Annotated in this window: 14 protein-coding genes and 1 tRNA gene; 4 read left to right on the forward strand and 11 right to left on the reverse strand. The window is 60.2% G+C overall.

Features of this window, described 5'->3' with window-relative positions; all coding sequences use genetic code 11:
• Nucleotides 1-207: 207 nt before the first annotated feature.
• The 4 genes from FHT70_RS29325 to FHT70_RS29340 all read right to left on the reverse strand — a co-directional run bounded on the left by FHT70_RS29325 (nucleotide 208) and on the right by FHT70_RS29340 (nucleotide 4,408).
• Nucleotides 208-741 carry a GNAT family N-acetyltransferase gene (locus FHT70_RS29325; protein WP_183706666.1) on the reverse strand — a complete coding sequence of 178 codons (534 nt, stop codon included), beginning with the start codon at nucleotides 739-741 and terminating at the stop codon, nucleotides 208-210.
• A gap of 90 nt (nucleotides 742-831) precedes the next feature.
• Nucleotides 832-2,982 carry a mechanosensitive ion channel family protein gene (locus tag FHT70_RS29330; RefSeq protein ID WP_183706667.1) on the reverse strand — a complete coding sequence of 717 codons (2,151 nt, stop codon included), beginning with the start codon at nucleotides 2,980-2,982 and terminating at the stop codon, nucleotides 832-834.
• 325 nt (nucleotides 2,983-3,307) lie between these two features.
• A complete protein-coding gene (locus tag FHT70_RS29335) occupies nucleotides 3,308-3,679 on the reverse strand; it encodes a hypothetical protein (protein WP_183706668.1) in 372 nt (123 codons plus the stop codon).
• Nucleotides 3,680-3,742: 63 nt separating this feature from the next.
• The gene (locus FHT70_RS29340) at nucleotides 3,743-4,408 is read right to left on the reverse strand and encodes a hypothetical protein (RefSeq protein ID WP_183706669.1); all 666 of its coding nucleotides are present in this window, start codon (nucleotides 4,406-4,408) and stop codon (nucleotides 3,743-3,745) included.
• A 257-nt stretch (nucleotides 4,409-4,665) separates the two neighbouring features.
• Here FHT70_RS29340 and FHT70_RS29345 point away from each other — a divergent pair, with 257 nt between their 5' ends.
• A complete protein-coding gene (locus tag FHT70_RS29345; protein WP_020921320.1) occupies nucleotides 4,666-5,274 on the forward strand; it encodes a TerC family protein in 609 nt (202 codons plus the stop codon).
• A gap of 67 nt (nucleotides 5,275-5,341) precedes the next feature.
• Here FHT70_RS29345 and FHT70_RS29350 read toward each other — a convergent pair whose 3' ends face one another.
• From FHT70_RS29350 to metG, 3 genes are read right to left on the reverse strand one after another with little or no spacing between them, the layout of a single operon-like run.
• Nucleotides 5,342-6,160: an MBL fold metallo-hydrolase gene (locus tag FHT70_RS29350; RefSeq protein WP_183706670.1), complete on the reverse strand. Its 819-nt coding sequence runs from the start codon at nucleotides 6,158-6,160 to the stop codon at nucleotides 5,342-5,344.
• Nucleotides 6,161-6,163: 3 nt separating this feature from the next.
• Nucleotides 6,164-6,946 (reverse strand): TatD family hydrolase, encoded by a 783-nt coding sequence (locus tag FHT70_RS29355; protein WP_183706671.1) that lies wholly within the window; start codon nucleotides 6,944-6,946, stop codon nucleotides 6,164-6,166.
• Between the two features lie 4 nt (nucleotides 6,947-6,950).
• Nucleotides 6,951-8,501, reverse strand: coding sequence for a methionine--tRNA ligase (metG, locus tag FHT70_RS29360; protein ID WP_183706672.1), 1,551 nt, complete (start codon nucleotides 8,499-8,501; stop codon nucleotides 6,951-6,953).
• Between the two features lie 231 nt (nucleotides 8,502-8,732).
• On the opposite strand from metG, the gene FHT70_RS29365 reads away from it, so the two are divergent.
• Nucleotides 8,733-9,521 (forward strand): sulfite exporter TauE/SafE family protein, encoded by a 789-nt coding sequence (locus FHT70_RS29365; protein ID WP_183706673.1) that lies wholly within the window; start codon nucleotides 8,733-8,735, stop codon nucleotides 9,519-9,521.
• Nucleotides 9,522-9,548: 27 nt separating this feature from the next.
• On the opposite strand, the gene FHT70_RS29370 is transcribed toward FHT70_RS29365, so the two are convergent.
• The 4 genes from FHT70_RS29370 to FHT70_RS29385 form a co-directional block, all read right to left on the reverse strand.
• Entirely contained in the window at nucleotides 9,549-10,571 is a 1,023-nt protein-coding gene (locus FHT70_RS29370; protein ID WP_183706674.1) for a DNA polymerase III subunit delta', read from the reverse strand.
• An 8-nt stretch (nucleotides 10,572-10,579) separates the two neighbouring features.
• The gene (gene tmk, locus FHT70_RS29375) at nucleotides 10,580-11,260 is read right to left on the reverse strand and encodes a dTMP kinase (RefSeq protein ID WP_183706675.1); all 681 of its coding nucleotides are present in this window, start codon (nucleotides 11,258-11,260) and stop codon (nucleotides 10,580-10,582) included.
• Nucleotides 11,261-11,474: 214 nt separating this feature from the next.
• On the reverse strand, nucleotides 11,475-12,668 hold the full coding sequence (locus tag FHT70_RS29380) for a D-alanyl-D-alanine carboxypeptidase family protein (protein WP_183706676.1): 1,194 nt from the start codon (nucleotides 12,666-12,668) through the stop codon (nucleotides 11,475-11,477).
• A 71-nt stretch (nucleotides 12,669-12,739) separates the two neighbouring features.
• Nucleotides 12,740-13,840, reverse strand: coding sequence for a septal ring lytic transglycosylase RlpA family protein (locus FHT70_RS29385; RefSeq protein ID WP_085778206.1), 1,101 nt, complete (start codon nucleotides 13,838-13,840; stop codon nucleotides 12,740-12,742).
• Between the two features lie 432 nt (nucleotides 13,841-14,272).
• On the opposite strand from FHT70_RS29385, the gene FHT70_RS29390 reads away from it, so the two are divergent.
• Both FHT70_RS29390 and FHT70_RS29395 read left to right on the forward strand, forming a co-directional pair.
• On the forward strand, nucleotides 14,273-15,181 hold the full coding sequence (locus tag FHT70_RS29390; protein ID WP_246722044.1) for an Ig-like domain-containing protein: 909 nt from the start codon (nucleotides 14,273-14,275) through the stop codon (nucleotides 15,179-15,181).
• Nucleotides 15,182-15,349: 168 nt separating this feature from the next.
• Nucleotides 15,350-15,439, forward strand: a tRNA-Ser gene (locus FHT70_RS29395).
• The last annotated feature ends 102 nt before the right edge of the window (nucleotides 15,440-15,541 follow it).

Raw genomic sequence — 15,541 nt, forward strand, 5'->3', positions numbered from 1 at the left:
GCTGCGTATAGCATCGGGACATGCCAAAATCTCCAAAGTGAAGCCATTGAAATCATTGGCATGTCGCACTTGGAAATAGAATGTACCCGGCTACACAAAACGGTCGCATAAGGTAGATTATGGAACAGGAGAGCGGTTTTCCGACTGTTGCTTTTGGCCCCGAACCGTCTCTCCGCAATGGTCAGCGGGATTTATCGCCGAACGAGATTATCGGACAAAAGGCAGACATGCCTGGTTCGATCGGTCGAATGAAAGTAGCAGACTTTCCACTCCTCCCTCTATGACGTCTCGATACGGCAGAAACCCTGCGGACAGCGAACCCCGAATAGCTATTTGGTTCTCTTTAGCGTGACAAATGAAACATTTGCAGTCGTGGGGAAAAAGTGAAGGAACCACGTTCAGCACATATGAGCGAAGCATAGTTTTCCCCAAGCTCCTCCCTATGAACTGCTCATCACCGATAAATAAGTCGACCGCTACGCCGTCGTGCTCGCCCATCTCAGACGCGAAGTCGGGATAGTCGCGAAGCAAATAGCACTGCAATGTTCCGAAAGGCTCACCATTATAACAAGCTATATGGCAATGGGTAGGATGGCTTGGGCTCAGGCGCTCAGAATACTTCCTCTGGACTTCCTCGATCGTTATCGGCGTCTTCTGGTAGTGAGCACGCATATGAGGTTTATTTAGCCACTCACACAATATCGGAAAATCTGTTTCTGTCAGTGACCTGAAATCCATCATCCGGCTTACCTCTAGGTCGATTGCTCAACAGGTTGGATTCGCACATCGCCCACGGGCATTCCAAACAAGGGGTGGAAGCCTTGCGGTTTGCTAATCCTCAATCGGCAAGACTGGTTTTGTTGGTCTCTGGAGCTCCGACGCGGCGGCTGATGACGCTGCATCGGCCGTTCCGCCGGAGACATGCACCGTCGGTGTTGCAAACTGAATGCCCTTTTCGGCGAAGGTCTTCTTCAGCATGGCAAGCGCCTTTCTGCGGACGCCAAATTGTTCGCCCGGTTTGGCCATGAATTTCAGCCTGATCTGCACGCCATAATCCGCCATCTGCTCGATGCCCTGCATTTTCAAGGGCTCGATGATATTGGGCCCCAGCTCGGCATCGTCCAGAAGCTCGACGCCAATGCGCTTGATGGTCTTGCGGACCTCCTCGAGGTCGCTGTCATAGTTCAGCGTAAGCGTGATGATGTCGATGACCCAGTCGCGGCTCAGATTTTGCACCGCGCCAAGTTCGCCGAATGGAACGATGGTGACAGGACCGCGGTGGTGTCGCAAGCGGATCGATCGCAGCGAAAATCCTTCGACCGTACCCTTGTATTTTGCCGCCTGTATATATTCTCCGATGCGAAAGGCATCGTCGAACAGATAAAAGACCCCGGAGATAATGTCCTTGACGAGCGTTTGCGCACCGAAGCCGACGGCGATGCCGACGACACCAGCGCCAGCAAGCAGCGGCCCGATCTGAATGCCGACAGCATCCAGAATCATAAGGAAACCGACGGCGCCGATCGCGAGGAACAGCACATTGCGAAGAATGGGAAGAAGCGTATTCAACCGCTGACGGCGGCGCGCCTCCGGCCCCTCCTGATGGCCTGCATTCACGCTCCGCGACGCCACTTCCATCTGCGTGTCGATCAGAGTGCTGACGAGCTTCCAGATGACGTCGGTCACCAGCAATACGATCACGATCCGGATTCCCGCCCGGATCAGACGTGTGGTCACCGTCTCGGCTGCGGCAAGATCACCGAGATTGACATCCCACGCGCGGGCAATGAGCAGCGCGGCAACCACGATAAGACCGTTGCGCAACGTCTGCATGATAACGACCGACCATCCCAAGACGGTCGGATCGTCCACTGAACGCTCATCCTGCGAATTGATGATGATGCGCCGAGTGATATCGCGCGCTACCGATACCGTCAGCGGCAGAAGCGCAATGACGATCACCGTCCAGAATGCAGCACGCAGTCCCGACACCCATAACAGCCATGAGAGAATAATGCTTGCGCTGAAGCCGACGCTGATCAGCCGGTTCACCGGCGGCCCGTCGGAACGGAACTGCCGCAGCCAAATCATCGCGATCAGCGCGATCGAGACGACCGCGAGCCATGCCGCGGTAAAAAGATCGACCAATATGGCCGGAGCCCCGATCGTTCGTATCACTTCGATGGTGGCCCAGCCGGCTGCCAACAGAGCGACCGTTGCAAGGAGCCAGTAGTACCAGAACCACGCAAGCGACGTCACAAGGGTCACAAGCCGCATATGCGGCAGGCGGGCGCCCGGCGCGATCACGATGCGGCCCACCAGCACGCCGAGGCGCACCATGAGCGCAGCTGACAGCAGAATGAGCGCAACGTCGCGAAACACGGCGGGCCATGGAAACAGGATAAAGGCGCCGAGGCTTCCGATGAGGTAGCCGATCAATGCGAGAAGCCCCATCGACAGCCGCCCGGCGTGCAGTTTGATCCGCTGCCGGACCGTGTCGGCAGGTGCGGTCAGTATAAAATGAAGAAGCCCTCGCCCCGACCACCAGGCGATGCGCTGCGCCAGAAAACCGCCTGCTACGAAGAGTGTGACCGCCAGGATAAGACTGACAGGGTCGATACGATTGTCTGTCTGGAAGAGCCGGATCGCCGCCTGGATCTGTCCCGGAAGGGTTGGAAATGCGTTGACGAGCGAGAGCAAGCGCTGGCGCAAATCCTGCAGTGACGTCGCGATCGACGGCGGTGCTGGCGCTGGTGAGACGGCGACTGGCCGCGTGGGCTCCTGATTGCCGGGAACGATCCGATCGACCAGAGCGCGACCGGAATCGTCATTCGGCAATTCGATGATGACGCGGATCGGCGCCGAGGATTCGGATGACTCCGAGGAAGCAGGATTGACGCCGATTGGCAGCAGTGTGGAAAACAGGATCGTCAGGACTGTGAATATTTTCCGCAAGGAATGGCGGTCGTCATTGCTGCGCATGTGATCGTGGTCCCCGGAACGGTGCCGCTTGTGCTGTAGAGGATTGGCACTTTGTGAAGCGTCACGCCATCAACGTCAATCGAGGAACCTGTCTGGCCGAGGCAGGCTGATCGTTGCCCAGCTGCGATCATCGTTGTCTCGGCGCGCATCATCGGGGCGCCTCCCCGTCCTGCAGACCCCCTGCGGCACAGTGCCGGCTACGGTTGGTAATGTCAGAAATGAATTTGGCGCAACTGCGAAGTGCGGCCCGCAGTCAGATCGCGGGCAGCACATTGGGCTCTCCCCCGAATTGTCAGAGGACCGGGCGTATCAGATGGTCAGCCCTTCACCACCGTCTCGTCTCAGAGAGGTGGCCGGCCAGCAAAGCGCCGAACGGAAGGCTGCGAACGATTCTGGCGGCAATGAAAGCCGCGCCCGTGGCCAAGGCGAGCTTTGCCCAGGGATAGTTCCCGAGCTGGACATGGGCGCTTGCGTCTATCAGGTTCGCCTGGGCTTTCAGCGCCGATTCCGCATCCTCGCGCAGGATGCCGATCCGGGCGCGCAACAGCCTTACTTCGTGCTGTAGGAGGTCGAGATCGTGGTCGGCCTTCTCGCGCGCAGTCGCGGTGGCGGCGTCGGCAAACGGCGGCTCACCTTCCTCGACCAGCTCATCGGGATCCGGCGGAAGGAAACCGTCGCGATTGATGGAGGATTGCATGGACGTCTCCTTCGAATATCAGCTAGAGCGACCGTAGCCGGCTCTCATGCGAGGCACTGGACATCAGTGATCGCGCCGGAATCCCTGACTCTGGTTCGATCCGCCTTGCGTCTGTGTCTGCGTTTGCCGATCTGCACCGGTCGATGGCGAGCTGCCTCCGGAATAGGTGTAAGCGCGCACCTTGGCGCTTCCATGCGTGGTGTCGCGTATCGCGACCGGTCGAGTTTCATCTTCGAACGCGCTCTCGGACACAGCCAGGTCATCCGCAGCTTTGCCGCCATGGGCCGAGCCGGCAAAACCGGTATTCGACCCACCTTGACGGCCGCTTTCCGACAACCAGAGATCTGCCCGCTCATCGATGTCGATGCTGCCTTCGTCGTCGAGAATATCGTGAACTGTCTCATAGAGCGCGTCGTCGATATCGTTGACCTGAACGAGGAAGCCGCCTCGCCGCAGCCCTTCTGCGTACATCGCGCGATCTTCATCCGGGAAGAAGAAGTCGGCCAGCGCGTCGAAGAAGCCGCTGCGGTCGTCACTTATGGCGCCGGCATTCTTTCCGTCCGCTTCGTAGCCCGGCATCAATCTTATTCTTGCGACCGGCACGCCCGCGTCCTCGAGACGGGAGATCGCAGATTCGGCTTCGGACCGGCTGTCGAAAAATGCCGTAAGGCTGCCGCCGCCCATCGGGCCTGAAGAGCTGGGGTTGGTATCGTGGTGAATGTTGCTCACGGAACGCTCCTCTCGATGTCTCTTTCCAGACGTCGACCCGACGCCTGGTTTCTGACTTGAAGAACCGGCAGCCGAGATGAATGTTCCACGGCAGTGGGACGGATCGGCGGCATTTCACGGCAGTTCCCATAACGTTGCCGCCTGTCCTTTTTCAGATACACCAGGCAGTGAATCGCATCGTCTGTTGCAGCCTTCGGCGGTTGACGTCAAACCATCGAGACGCTAGCACGGCTTTCGACGCATTGGGGACATTTCATATGGACATCTTCACGGCAGCCGGTCTGACGGCTTTGCTGCAGGTCATTGCTATCGACCTTGTTCTCGCCGGCGACAACGCCGTGGTTATCGGTCTTGCCGCTGCCGGCCTCGAGGCCACACAACGGCGCAAGGCGATCATCGTCGGCATTCTTGCCGCGACGGTCCTGCGTATTCTCTTCGCCAGTGTTGCCGTCTATCTGCTGGCGATCGTCGGCCTGCTGCTGGCCGGCGGCCTGCTGCTGCTTTGGGTCTGCTGGAAGATGTGGCGCGAGCTTCGCGACGGCCATAACGAGGATCGCGTAGCGGAAAGCGGCGAAGGCGCGCCGAAAAAGACCTTCTTCCAGGCGGCAACCCAGATCGTCATTGCCGACGTTTCGATGTCGCTCGATAACGTGCTCGCCGTTGCGGGCGCTGCGCGCGAACATCCGAGCGTCCTGGTTATCGGCCTCGGTCTGTCAATCGCGCTGATGGGTATCGCCGCGAACCTGATCGCCCGTCTGCTCGGCCGCCATCGCTGGATCGCTTATATCGGTCTGCTGATCATCCTCTACGTCTCGCTCGACATGATCTATCGCGGCGCGGTCGAGGTTCTTCCCTATATGCAGTGACCTGCGCCAGGGTCGGGGCTCAGTCCCCGATCCTGCTGCACGCGTGTAAGCATGCTGCATCGCCGGGTTAAGCGAGAAACTCCGTCTCGAAGCTCATCTGATCGAACGCCGGGACCACATGGTCCGGCGTCTGCGCCATCACTGCGTCATAATCCAGCGGCGTATGCATGTGGGTGAGTATCGCCCTTTTCGGCTTCAGCCGGCCGATCCAGTCGAGCGACTGTTCCAGCGACAGATGGCTCGGATGATAGGTGTATTGCAGGGCGTCGATGATCAGCACGTCGAGATTTTTCAGCTTTTCGACGGTCTGCGGCGGGAAATCGCTGATATCGCTGCAATAGGCTACATCACCGATGCGGAAGCCGAGCGAATTGATATCGCCATGCTGCTGGATATGCGGAAAAAAATCGATCTTGCCGCCGGGGCCGCGGATTTCGACGGGTTCGTCAAGATTTTCGATGACGACAGGCAGCACGATCGGCGGATAATTGCTGCCCGGCGGCGTCTCCAGGCAATAGCCAAAGGCTTCACGCAGCCTGTCCATCGTAAATTGGTCAGCGTAGATCGGCACTCGCCGGCGGGTATTGTGAAAATAGCCGCGCAGATCGTCGATGCCGTGAATATGATCAGCATGCGGATGGCTGTAGAGCACCGCATCGACATGGTCGGCCCCTGCCCGGATCATCTGCTCACGAAAATCGGGTCCGGTGTCGATGACGACGGTCGTCACACCGCCATCAGGAGCGAACTGCTGCACCATGAACGAGGCGCGCGTGCGCCGGTTCTTTGGGTTGTCGGGATTGCAGGCGCCCCAGTCGCCGGTGATACGCGGCACGCCCGGTGACGACGAACAGCCGAGAATGGTGAAGCGCCGCCGATAGAGCACCTGCTAAATCCTTGGCATTTTCGAGAACAGGCGAAGCGCGTTCTCCGTCGTCATCCGTGCGACGTCCGCATAGGAAAGGCCGATCGTCTCGGCGAGCACTTCGGCCGTATTGACGACATAGGACGGCTCATTGCGCTTGCCGCGCCAGCGCTTCGGAGCGAGATAGGGCGCGTCCGTTTCCACCAACAGCCGTTCATGCGGGATCGTCTTGGCGATCTCACGCAGCTCTTCCGATTTCGGGAAGGTCAGAATGCCGGAAAAAGAGACGTAGCCGCCGAGTTCGACACCGGTCCGCGCCAGATCCGGCCCTGCCGAGAAGCAATGCAGGATAAAGGGGAAGCTTCCCTTCCCCGTTTCCTCGGTCAGGATATCAGCCATATCGGCATCGGCGCTGCGGCTGTGGATGACGAGCGGAAGCTGCGTTTCCCGAGCGGCGGCAATATGGCGCCGAAATCCGGTCTGCTGATCCTCTGGTGTCTGCGTGTCGTAGAAATAATCGAGGCCCGCCTCGCCGATCGCCACCACTTTCTCATGCGCCTTCGCCAGGCGCACCAGCTCTTCGGTCTGGATGTCCAGCTCGTCGCCGGCATTGTTCGGATGGGTGCCGACGGAGCAGAACACCGACGGATATTTCTCCGTGATGGCGAGCAGCCCGTCGAGCTTGCGCACGCGCGTCGAGATCGTCACCATCTGCTTGACGCCGGCTTGGTGGGCGCGCGTGACGATCTCGTCGCGCTCCGCCTCGAAGTCGGCAAAATCGAGATGGCAATGGGTATCGATCAGCACGGCCTCAGGCCTCCGGAGCCACATAGCGCGGGAAGACCGGTGTCGGCGCTTCGAGCACCGTCCCGGCAACGAGGCGGCCAACTTCGCCAAGCGCGGCAAAATCGCGCTTGTCGGCAGGCGCGGCGACAAGATCGAGCAGCTTGCCCGACGATTCCGGCATGAAGGGCTGTAGCAGGATGGCGATCTGGCGCACCACCTCGGCCGTGACATAAAGGACCGTGCCCATCCGCGCCGGATCCGTCTTCTTCAGCGCCCAGGGCGCCTGGCCGGCAAAATAGCGGTCGGCCTCCGAAACGACTGCAATGATCGAGGCGAGCGCGCGATGGATGAGCTGCTTGCTCATGTCCTCGCGTGTCGATGCATGCAGCGCGTCGGCCTGGGCCAGCATCGCCTTGTCCTCGTCGGTCAGCGGCCCGCATTCCGGGATCTTGCCGTCGCAATTCTTGACGATCATCGACAGCGACCGGCTGGCGAGATTGCCGATGCCGTTGGCGAGGTCGGAATTGACGCGCGTGCCGATCGCCTCTTCGCTGTAGCTGCCGTCCTGACCGAAGGAGACTTCGCGCAGGAAGAAGTAGCGCACCTGGTCGAGCCCGAAATGGTTCACCAGATTGACCGGATCGACGACGTTTCCGAGCGACTTCGACATCTTCTCGCCCTTGTTGAGCAGAAAGCCATGGGCGAAAACGCGCTTCGGCAGCGGCAGCTTCGCCGACATCAGGAAGGCCGGCCAATAGACGGCGTGGAAGCGAATGATGTCCTTGCCGATGATGTGCACATCCGCCGGCCAGTATTTCGCCCGCGGGCCATTCTTGTCCTCGATATAGCCCGTCGCCGTGATGTAGTTGGTCAGCGCGTCCACCCATACATACATGACATGCGAAGGGTCGTTCGGCACCTTGATGCCCCAGTCGAAGGTCGTGCGCGACACCGACAGGTCCTTGAGGCCCGACTTGACGAAGGAGATCACCTCGTTGCGGCGCTCGGCCGGGCCGATAAAATCGGGATTGGCCTCGTAATGGGCCAGCAGCTTCTCCTGGTATTCGGAGAGCTTGAAGAAATAGCTCGCCTCTTCCACCCACTCGACGGGCGTGCCCTGGGGGCCGTAACGCACGCCGTCGGCGCGCAGCTCCGTCTCGTTTTCCTGGTAATAGGCCTCGTCGCGCACCGAGTACCAGCCGGCATAGCTGTCCTTGTAGATGTCGCCATTGTCGGCCATCAGCGTCCAGATATTCCTGGATGTCTCGTGATGACGCTCCTGCGTGGTCCGGATGAAGTCATCGTTCGAAGCGTTGAGCAGCTTGGCCATCGCCTGGAACTCGCCGGAGTTGCGATCGGCGAGCGCCTGCGGCGGGATCCCTTCGGCGCGCGCCGTCTGCTGCATCTTCTGGCCGTGTTCGTCGGTGCCCGTCAGAAAGAAGACGTCCTTGCCATCCAGGCGCTGATAGCGAGCCATCGCATCCGTCGCGATCAGCTCATAGGCATGGCCGATATGCGGCTTGCCGTTGGGATAGGAAATCGCGGTGGTGATATAGAAGGATGTCTTGTCTGTCATGGCGGCCAAGGTCCGGCTTATTTATCAATGGTCAGCCGCTCTTAGCGCATGTCACCGTCGAGCGAAACATCAAGTTTCGCTGCCGCCCATGAATTCCAGGACACGGGGTCGTGAGCTTGACTCCGTCTCGCACGCAATTTACCGGTCGTCAGAAAGAGAGGCGGGACCCAACGACGTGCCAGTTTTCACCCACCACAATCCCCGTGGCCGGGCGCCGTTGGAGGCGCTTGCTTGACATTCGAGCCTCTCTATTCGATTTCGGGACTGTTTGTCGGCGCCCTTGTCGGCATTACCGGCGTAGGCGGCGGTTCGCTGATGACACCCCTGCTGGTGCTGCTCTTCGGCGTCCATCCGGCAACTGCCGTCGGCACCGATCTTCTCTATGCTGCGATCACCAAGACAGCGGGCACCGCTGTTCACGGCGTGCATGGGCGCGTCAACTGGAAGATCGTCGGCAGCCTCGCCGCCGGCAGCGTCCCAGCCGCCTTGCTGATGCTCTGGTTGCTGGCAGGTGTCGATCGCAAGAGCATCGGCGTGACCAACACCATTACATCAGCCCTCGGTTGGCTTCTCGTCATGACCGCGATCATGCTGATCTTTCGCGGCCCGATACTTCAATTGGCGCGCCGCGCCATCGGCGAACGCGTGCCGCCGCGAGCGACGACCATTCTTGCCCTCACCGTCATTCTCGGATTCTGTCTCGGCGTGCTTGTCACCTTGACCTCTGTTGGCGCCGGTGCGCTTGGGGTGACGATCCTGCTCGTGCTCTATCCGAGGCTCGATGTGCGCGAAATCGTCGGCTCCGACATCGTCCACGCCGTACCCCTGACCCTGATCGGCGGCACCGGCTATTGGCTGATCGGCGAGATCGATTGGGCGATGCTCTTTGCCCTGCTCGTCGGCTCGATTCCCGGTATTATTCTGGGAAGCCTTCTGGCGCCGAAGCTGCACGAGCGCATCATTCGCATTGTCCTGGCCGTCACCCTTGCGCTCGTCGCGTGGAAGTTGCTGGCCGGCTGATCCGCCCAACCTTGGCTGAAACCTTGGCTAGAGTCTGGGCTGCTTGATGTCGGCGAGAATACTGATGATCGTCTGCTTGCGGTCGAGATTATAGGCGTCGGAAACGGTAAGCCGCTCGATAACCTCCGAGTAGAGCCGCGCCAGCCGTTCGGCCGCGGCGATCTGCCCATCGCCTGCCGCCGCGCGAGCGCGGCTCATGATGTCGTCGCCGACGTGGCTGACGAAGAAATCGAAAATCGTATCGCTTTCCTTGCCCGAGAGCGCCTCTGCCAGCCGGTGCATCGCCTTGCGGGCGGTTGGCCCCTCGGCGGAAAGCACTTCGTCATAACCAGCGATGATTTCGCTGCCGCCATAGTTCAACAGTTTCAAGGCTTCGCCGACGCTGCCCTTGGCCGCCGAAAGCACGCTGCCCTCGCCTGCTATGCCGAGATGCGCAAGGGCCGCAACGAGTGCTTCGTCGGGAAGCGGCGCCAGTTTCAGCGGCAGGCAGCGTGAGCGGATCGTCGGCAGCAGCCGGCCCGGCGCGTGCGACAGCACCAGGAACAGCGCCCGCTTCGGCGGCTCCTCGAGGATCTTCAGAATGGCGTTGGCCGCATTGCGGTTCATGTCATCGGCCGGGTCAATGATGACGATTCGCCAGTTGCCGGTGCCCGAGGTCTGCGAGAAGAACTTGCCGGCGCGGCGCACCTCGTCGACGGTGATCGCCGATTTCGCCCTGCCCGTCTTTTCGTCCACCGGCCGGGCGAGATGCAGGAGATTGTGCGAGGCGCCGGAGGCGATCTGGCGGCTGGCGGCCGAGGCGGGATCCGGATCGCCGATCTTCTCCGGCGCCGCATCGGGATCGGGATGCGAGAGGACGTGGTTGGCGAAGCGGAAGGCGAGCGTCGCCTTGCCGATGCCCTCCGGCCCTTCGATCAGGATGGCGTGATGACCCTTGCCGGATCGGTAGGACTGGGCAAGAAAGGATTCCGCCTCCTCATGGCCAAACAGCCTGGTATTTTCGGCGGGCCAGATGGCGCCGTCCAGCAGTCCCGGCCGATCGTCACTCATAATGGACTTCACTCATAATGGGCGGCTTCTGGCATCCGAGCGCGGTCTGCGGGCGACATCAGCCGCTTGACGATCGCCAGGATTTCGGCGGCGATCGCCTCTTCCGTCTGCATGGCGTCAACCACGTGGCAGCGTTCCGGCTCGCGCGCGGCGATATCGAGAAAGGCTTCGCGCCGTTTTTCGTGCGTTTCGAGCCGCTCCTTTTCAAAGCGATCGGGACCGTCCGAGGCGCTGCGTTTCTGCGCCCGCTCCAGGCCGACCTTTGCGGGAATATCCAATATCAAGGTGCAATCCGGCATGACGCCGTTGATGGCGATCCGCTGCAGCATCTCAATGAAATCAGGGTCGAGATTGCCGGTGATGCCCTGGTAGACACGCGAAGAATCCATGAAACGGTCACAGAGCACGATCTTGCCTGATGTCAGGGCCGGCCGGATCACCTCTTCGACATGATCGTTGCGCGCTGCCGCAAAGAGGATGGCCTCCATCCGCGTGCCGAAGGCCTCGGCCGCGCCCGAAAGAAGCACGTGGCGCACGGCTTCCGCGCCCGGCGACCCGCCCGGTTCCCGCGTCACCAGCACGTCATGCCCTTCGCCTTTCAACGCTTCGGCGAGGCGGCGGATCTGCGTGGATTTCCCCGCGCCTTCCCCGCCTTCAAACGTAACGAACAGTCCCGTACCGGATGACAATGACAACTTCCCGCATTCCGGACGCCGCACGCCCGCGCGCCCCGCCTCTTCTATCTATCCGAAGACATCGGGAAGGAAAACCTTTCGCGGCGGCGACATAATCACCTTCCCCGCAAATTGTAGCAGAAGGTCAGGCATTCAAGTCTGGAGCATGACTGTGCGGCAACGGCACGCGGGAAAAGAAGAGCTGTGCGCGAGAGCCTCATCCCGGCGTTCAGCCGGGGGCGGACTTGTCCCAGAGCCAGGAGAAGAACAGCGATTCGCCGAGTTCCAGCACTGCGTCGACCGCCCGGCTGCCGAGTGAGCCCTCCCCGACCGCCTGCGCGGTATAGAGCGGCACTTCCCTGAGCAGCCGACTGCCTGCGAAAATCCTGAGCGTGCCGGCCTGATAATCCGGCTTCACCGGCGCCGTCAGCGGCCAGTGATAGACGATGCGCGCCGAAAGCCGATCGGGGTTGCTGATCGGAATATAGACGCTGACCGGCGCCTTGGCGACGAGATCGACGGTGCGCGCCGAGCCGCCATAGACGCTGGCTGCGCCGATCACTTCATGCTCAGTGAAGATCTGACGGCTCTCGAAGGCAGTCAGCCCCCATTCGAGCACGCGCTTGGCCTCCTCCGTCCGCTCCTTGTCGGACGCGATGCCGGCAAGCGCCAAAAACAGCCGCCGGCCGTCGCGCTGGACCGACGCGACGATCGAATAACCTTCTCCCTCGGCAAAGCCGGTCGCAAGCCCGTCGGCGCCGAGATCGAGCCCGAGCAGCGGATTGCGGTTGCGCTGGAAGATCTTGTTCCATTCGAAATCCAGCTGCGCGAAATAAGGATAGAGATTGGGATAGGATTGCTGAAGGGCAGCGGCAAGCGTCACCATCTCGCGCGCCGTCACTTTGCTCTTGCCGTCCGGAAGGCCGGTGGAATTGCCGAATACCGCTTTCTCCATGCCGAGTTCGCGGGCGCGGCGGGTCATCGACTGAGCGAATTGCTCCTCGCTTCCGGCCATCCCCTCGGCGAGGATGATGCAGCTGTCATTGGCGCCCTGGATCGCGACGCCCTTGATGAGATCCTCGACGCGCACGCGTGATTTGAGGGCCGCAAACATCGTTGCCGTCCTCGACGGCGCGCCGCCGGTGCGCCAGGCATATTCGGAAACGGGATATTCGGTGTCGAGCGTGATCTCGCCCTTGGTCACCGCATCGAACACCAGATCCATCGTCATCAGCTTGGCGAGCGACGCCGGCGAAAAGCTCTGATCCTCATTCTTGGCGAGAAGCACGGTGCCGGTGGAGGCCTCGATCATATAGGCCTGCGCCGCCTTGGTGGCAAAACCGGCTGCACCCCCGTCGGCGGCATGTGCGCTGGCGGCGAGCGGCATCAGGCATGCAAGCAGACGAAGCACAGGCCTCAGCATCGCAAATTCCCATCGGTCAACGGCGTTTTGAGAAGGTTAGAGCGCGGCGAAATTCGATGCAATCGCCATGCTCAACGCGCTGCCGATTTTGCCTGCTGGCGCCTGGCCGAGGCTAGGATGGAGGCCGGAGTTAGGCCATCATTGCGCACCATCACCGCGTCGAAGGCGAGATCGACCGTTACTGTCTTCACAGCTTCGTTCTGATAGCCGAGCGCGAGGGAGCCCTGCGAACCGCCATAGGGCCGCTCATAAGGCATGGGACCGAACTCCGGCAGCACCACCATCTGATCGAAGCCCGGCGAGGCATTGGAGGAAGAAGCCGACGGCGCCACCAGAACATGGGCGGCCGGCGCAAGGCCGGGCGCCGCATTGTAGCGCGCGCTCGGCGTCGAACCGGCATAGGAGGTCGCCGACATCGGCACCGGCACATTCGCCGGCGTCTCGTAGTCTTCGGCGTTCTGCAACTGATCGCGGGTGATCTTGCGGCTGTTGGAGGCGACCATCACGCCGGTTGCGATCTGCCCTTCCGGATTGATGCCGGGGATGCGGCTGCCCTTCGGCACGTACGAGGCCATCAGATAGGGCATGTCATGGCCGTCCATGCGGGCGCGGCCGACATATTGCACGCGCACCTTGCCGGTCCCGCTGTGCTGCAGATCCAGCATGTCGGCCGTCTTGTTGGAGAGGTCGATGATGCGGCCTTCGTGATAAGGGCCGCGGTCGTTGACACGCACGACGATGGAGGAGCCGTTCTCGAGATTGGTGACGCGGGCATAGCTCGGCAGCGGGAACGTCGGATGTGCGGCAGATAGGTGCATCTGGTCGTAAACTTCGCCATTCGCCGTCAGCCGTCCGTGAAAGGCGGAGCCGTACCATGAGGCGACGCCGACCTTGTTATAGGCGAAGTCTTCTTTCGGATAGTACCACTTGCCCTTCACCTCATAGGGGTTGCCGACCATGTAGCGGCCGCCGCCCTTCGGGATATTGTTGCCGGTGGCGACGCGGGGGCTGGCCTTAACGCCATATTCGGATTCGGAAAAATATTCCTTGCCGTGGGCTCTTTTCTTCGGCACGGCCTGTGTCGTGCCGCACGCCGCAACCGTCGCACACATCGCCGATATCGCTAGCCACCGTGCTGTCGTTGCGATAGACGCCCCGTATTCCAGTTTCATGTGCCCCACGCCGCTCAAAGATCGTTATGGTTAAGGAACTCTGCCCCATCCTGGGTCAACAACGCCTTATCCCCGCCCGCCTAACGAGACTTTAATCTTGCTAGGTTCGTGGCAAATTTGCGAACGATTTCGCTGCGATAGCGATAATTCTAATAAATATGGTTTATAAATTACTAACAGGAAACTCTCCCGTTGTTGCAATCAGAGCTAAAATCAGTGTGCCGATGCGGGCCACATGGTAAACGTCGGCCTGCTTTCAAAGTCCGAGCGGTACCGGATTGAGACACCGGCACGCGCAGCAGCTGCTCTTCCGACGTTGGCTACAACCGGAACCTTCCTCCCAGGGTAGCATACCAGCTGTTCCTCTCCGATATACGTGTCCCCATGGCGCCAGCATCTGGCGCCACTCCCTTACCGCGTGTAGTTTGTTGCTTGACTCAAAGTGGAGTAGAAAGTTTATTTGCGGCGTTCGCGTCGCAGCCCGGCGTCCTTTCCACGCTCATCTTTAGGAGACGAGCCATGGCAAATCACAAACCAATAGTGCCTGACGTGAAGGTCCACGACTACGCACCAGCGGAGGCCATCGAAGGAAACCTTCTCGACAACGCCTCGGACTCCGACGGCGATCTGCTTCAGGTTCAGTTCGTCAACGGAATGAGAATTCCCAACAAGGCGGGCGAGTCGGCATATCTTACCCTCGAGGGTGAGCACGGAACGCTGACGATTTGGAGCAACGGCAGCTATAGCTACACGGTCAATGATCCGAGCGCGCTTGAACCCGGCGGTATCTTCGGCGAGAATTTTTCATTTAAGATCTCCGATGGAAAGGGCGGCACCGACGTCGCCAGCCTCAACATCGGCGTCCACACTCCTCCGCAAGGGCAGTATTCCATCGATTTCGAGAATGCTCCCACTGAATATCCCGGGCTGCCTGATATCGCCTCCGGCTATGCAGGATTCAAATTTGGCGACAAACTCGATGGCAACCTCTGGGCGGTCGCCGAATCCGGCGGCAACGAGTACGTCGTCACCAATCCCTATAATCCGTTTTTCGAACGCGTTGATGGCAAGCTCTTCACCATCGAGGGCGTCGATGTCGCAACCAATTTCGACCCCGCCTATGAAGGTGTCGATGCCCTGGTCACCTTCGAGGGTTATATCGGCGGCAACAAGGTGAGTGAGATGTCACTGACGGTCTACGGAGACACCATTGCCGATGGTCAGCATATTTCGCTGGCCGCCTTGGGAGCGGTCGATTTTGTCCGCTTCGATATTCAGCCCGACGTCGAGCCGACGGGCTTTCCGCAGCTCGCATTCGACAACTTCACCATCCTTGTCTGACGGCGGCAGAGAGAAGCGGCTGTCAAAGCCGCTTCTCTGCAGAACAAGTTGACGCTGCCATCAAAGCTGCTAAAAAGCCGGCCTGTGAGTGAATGGGCAGCGATCGGCAGAAACCACCGATCCACCGGAAAGACCGAAACGGACTTTCTTCAGGCTTCCCAAAAACTTGGAAGAGTGTCCGAGTGGTTTAAGGAACCGGTCTTGAAAACCGGCGTGCGGGAAACCGTACCGTGGGTTCGAATCCCACCTCTTCCGCCATTTGCAATTTGTCCGACCCGGAGACATAGGTAACAGTTTGTCCCTAAGACATGGGTGACAACCTCGTGCCGAACGGGTTGTCGATGGTTTGTAAGGTTCTCT

The organism is Rhizobium sp. BK049 (genome assembly GCF_014193135.1).
GTDB lineage: Bacteria > Pseudomonadota > Alphaproteobacteria > Rhizobiales > Rhizobiaceae > Rhizobium.

Bases quoted from the DNA above. Each gene is read 5' to 3' on its own strand.
- FHT70_RS29345 (WP_020921320.1), top strand. From the start codon at position 4,666: ATGGACATCTTCACGGCAGCCGGTCTGACGGCTTTGCTGCAGGTCATT.
- FHT70_RS29325 (WP_183706666.1), bottom strand. From the start codon at position 741: ATGATGGATTTCAGGTCACTGACAGAAACAGATTTTCCGATATTGTGT.
- FHT70_RS29335 (WP_183706668.1), bottom strand. From the start codon at position 3,679: ATGCAATCCTCCATCAATCGCGACGGTTTCCTTCCGCCGGATCCCGAT.
- FHT70_RS29385 (WP_085778206.1), bottom strand. From the start codon at position 13,840: ATGAAACTGGAATACGGGGCGTCTATCGCAACGACAGCACGGTGGCTA.
- FHT70_RS29330 (WP_183706667.1), bottom strand. From the start codon at position 2,982: ATGCGCAGCAATGACGACCGCCATTCCTTGCGGAAAATATTCACAGTC.
- FHT70_RS29370 (WP_183706674.1), bottom strand. From the start codon at position 10,571: ATGAGTGACGATCGGCCGGGACTGCTGGACGGCGCCATCTGGCCCGCC.
- FHT70_RS29380 (WP_183706676.1), bottom strand. From the start codon at position 12,668: ATGCTGAGGCCTGTGCTTCGTCTGCTTGCATGCCTGATGCCGCTCGCC.
- metG (WP_183706672.1), bottom strand. From the start codon at position 8,501: ATGACAGACAAGACATCCTTCTATATCACCACCGCGATTTCCTATCCC.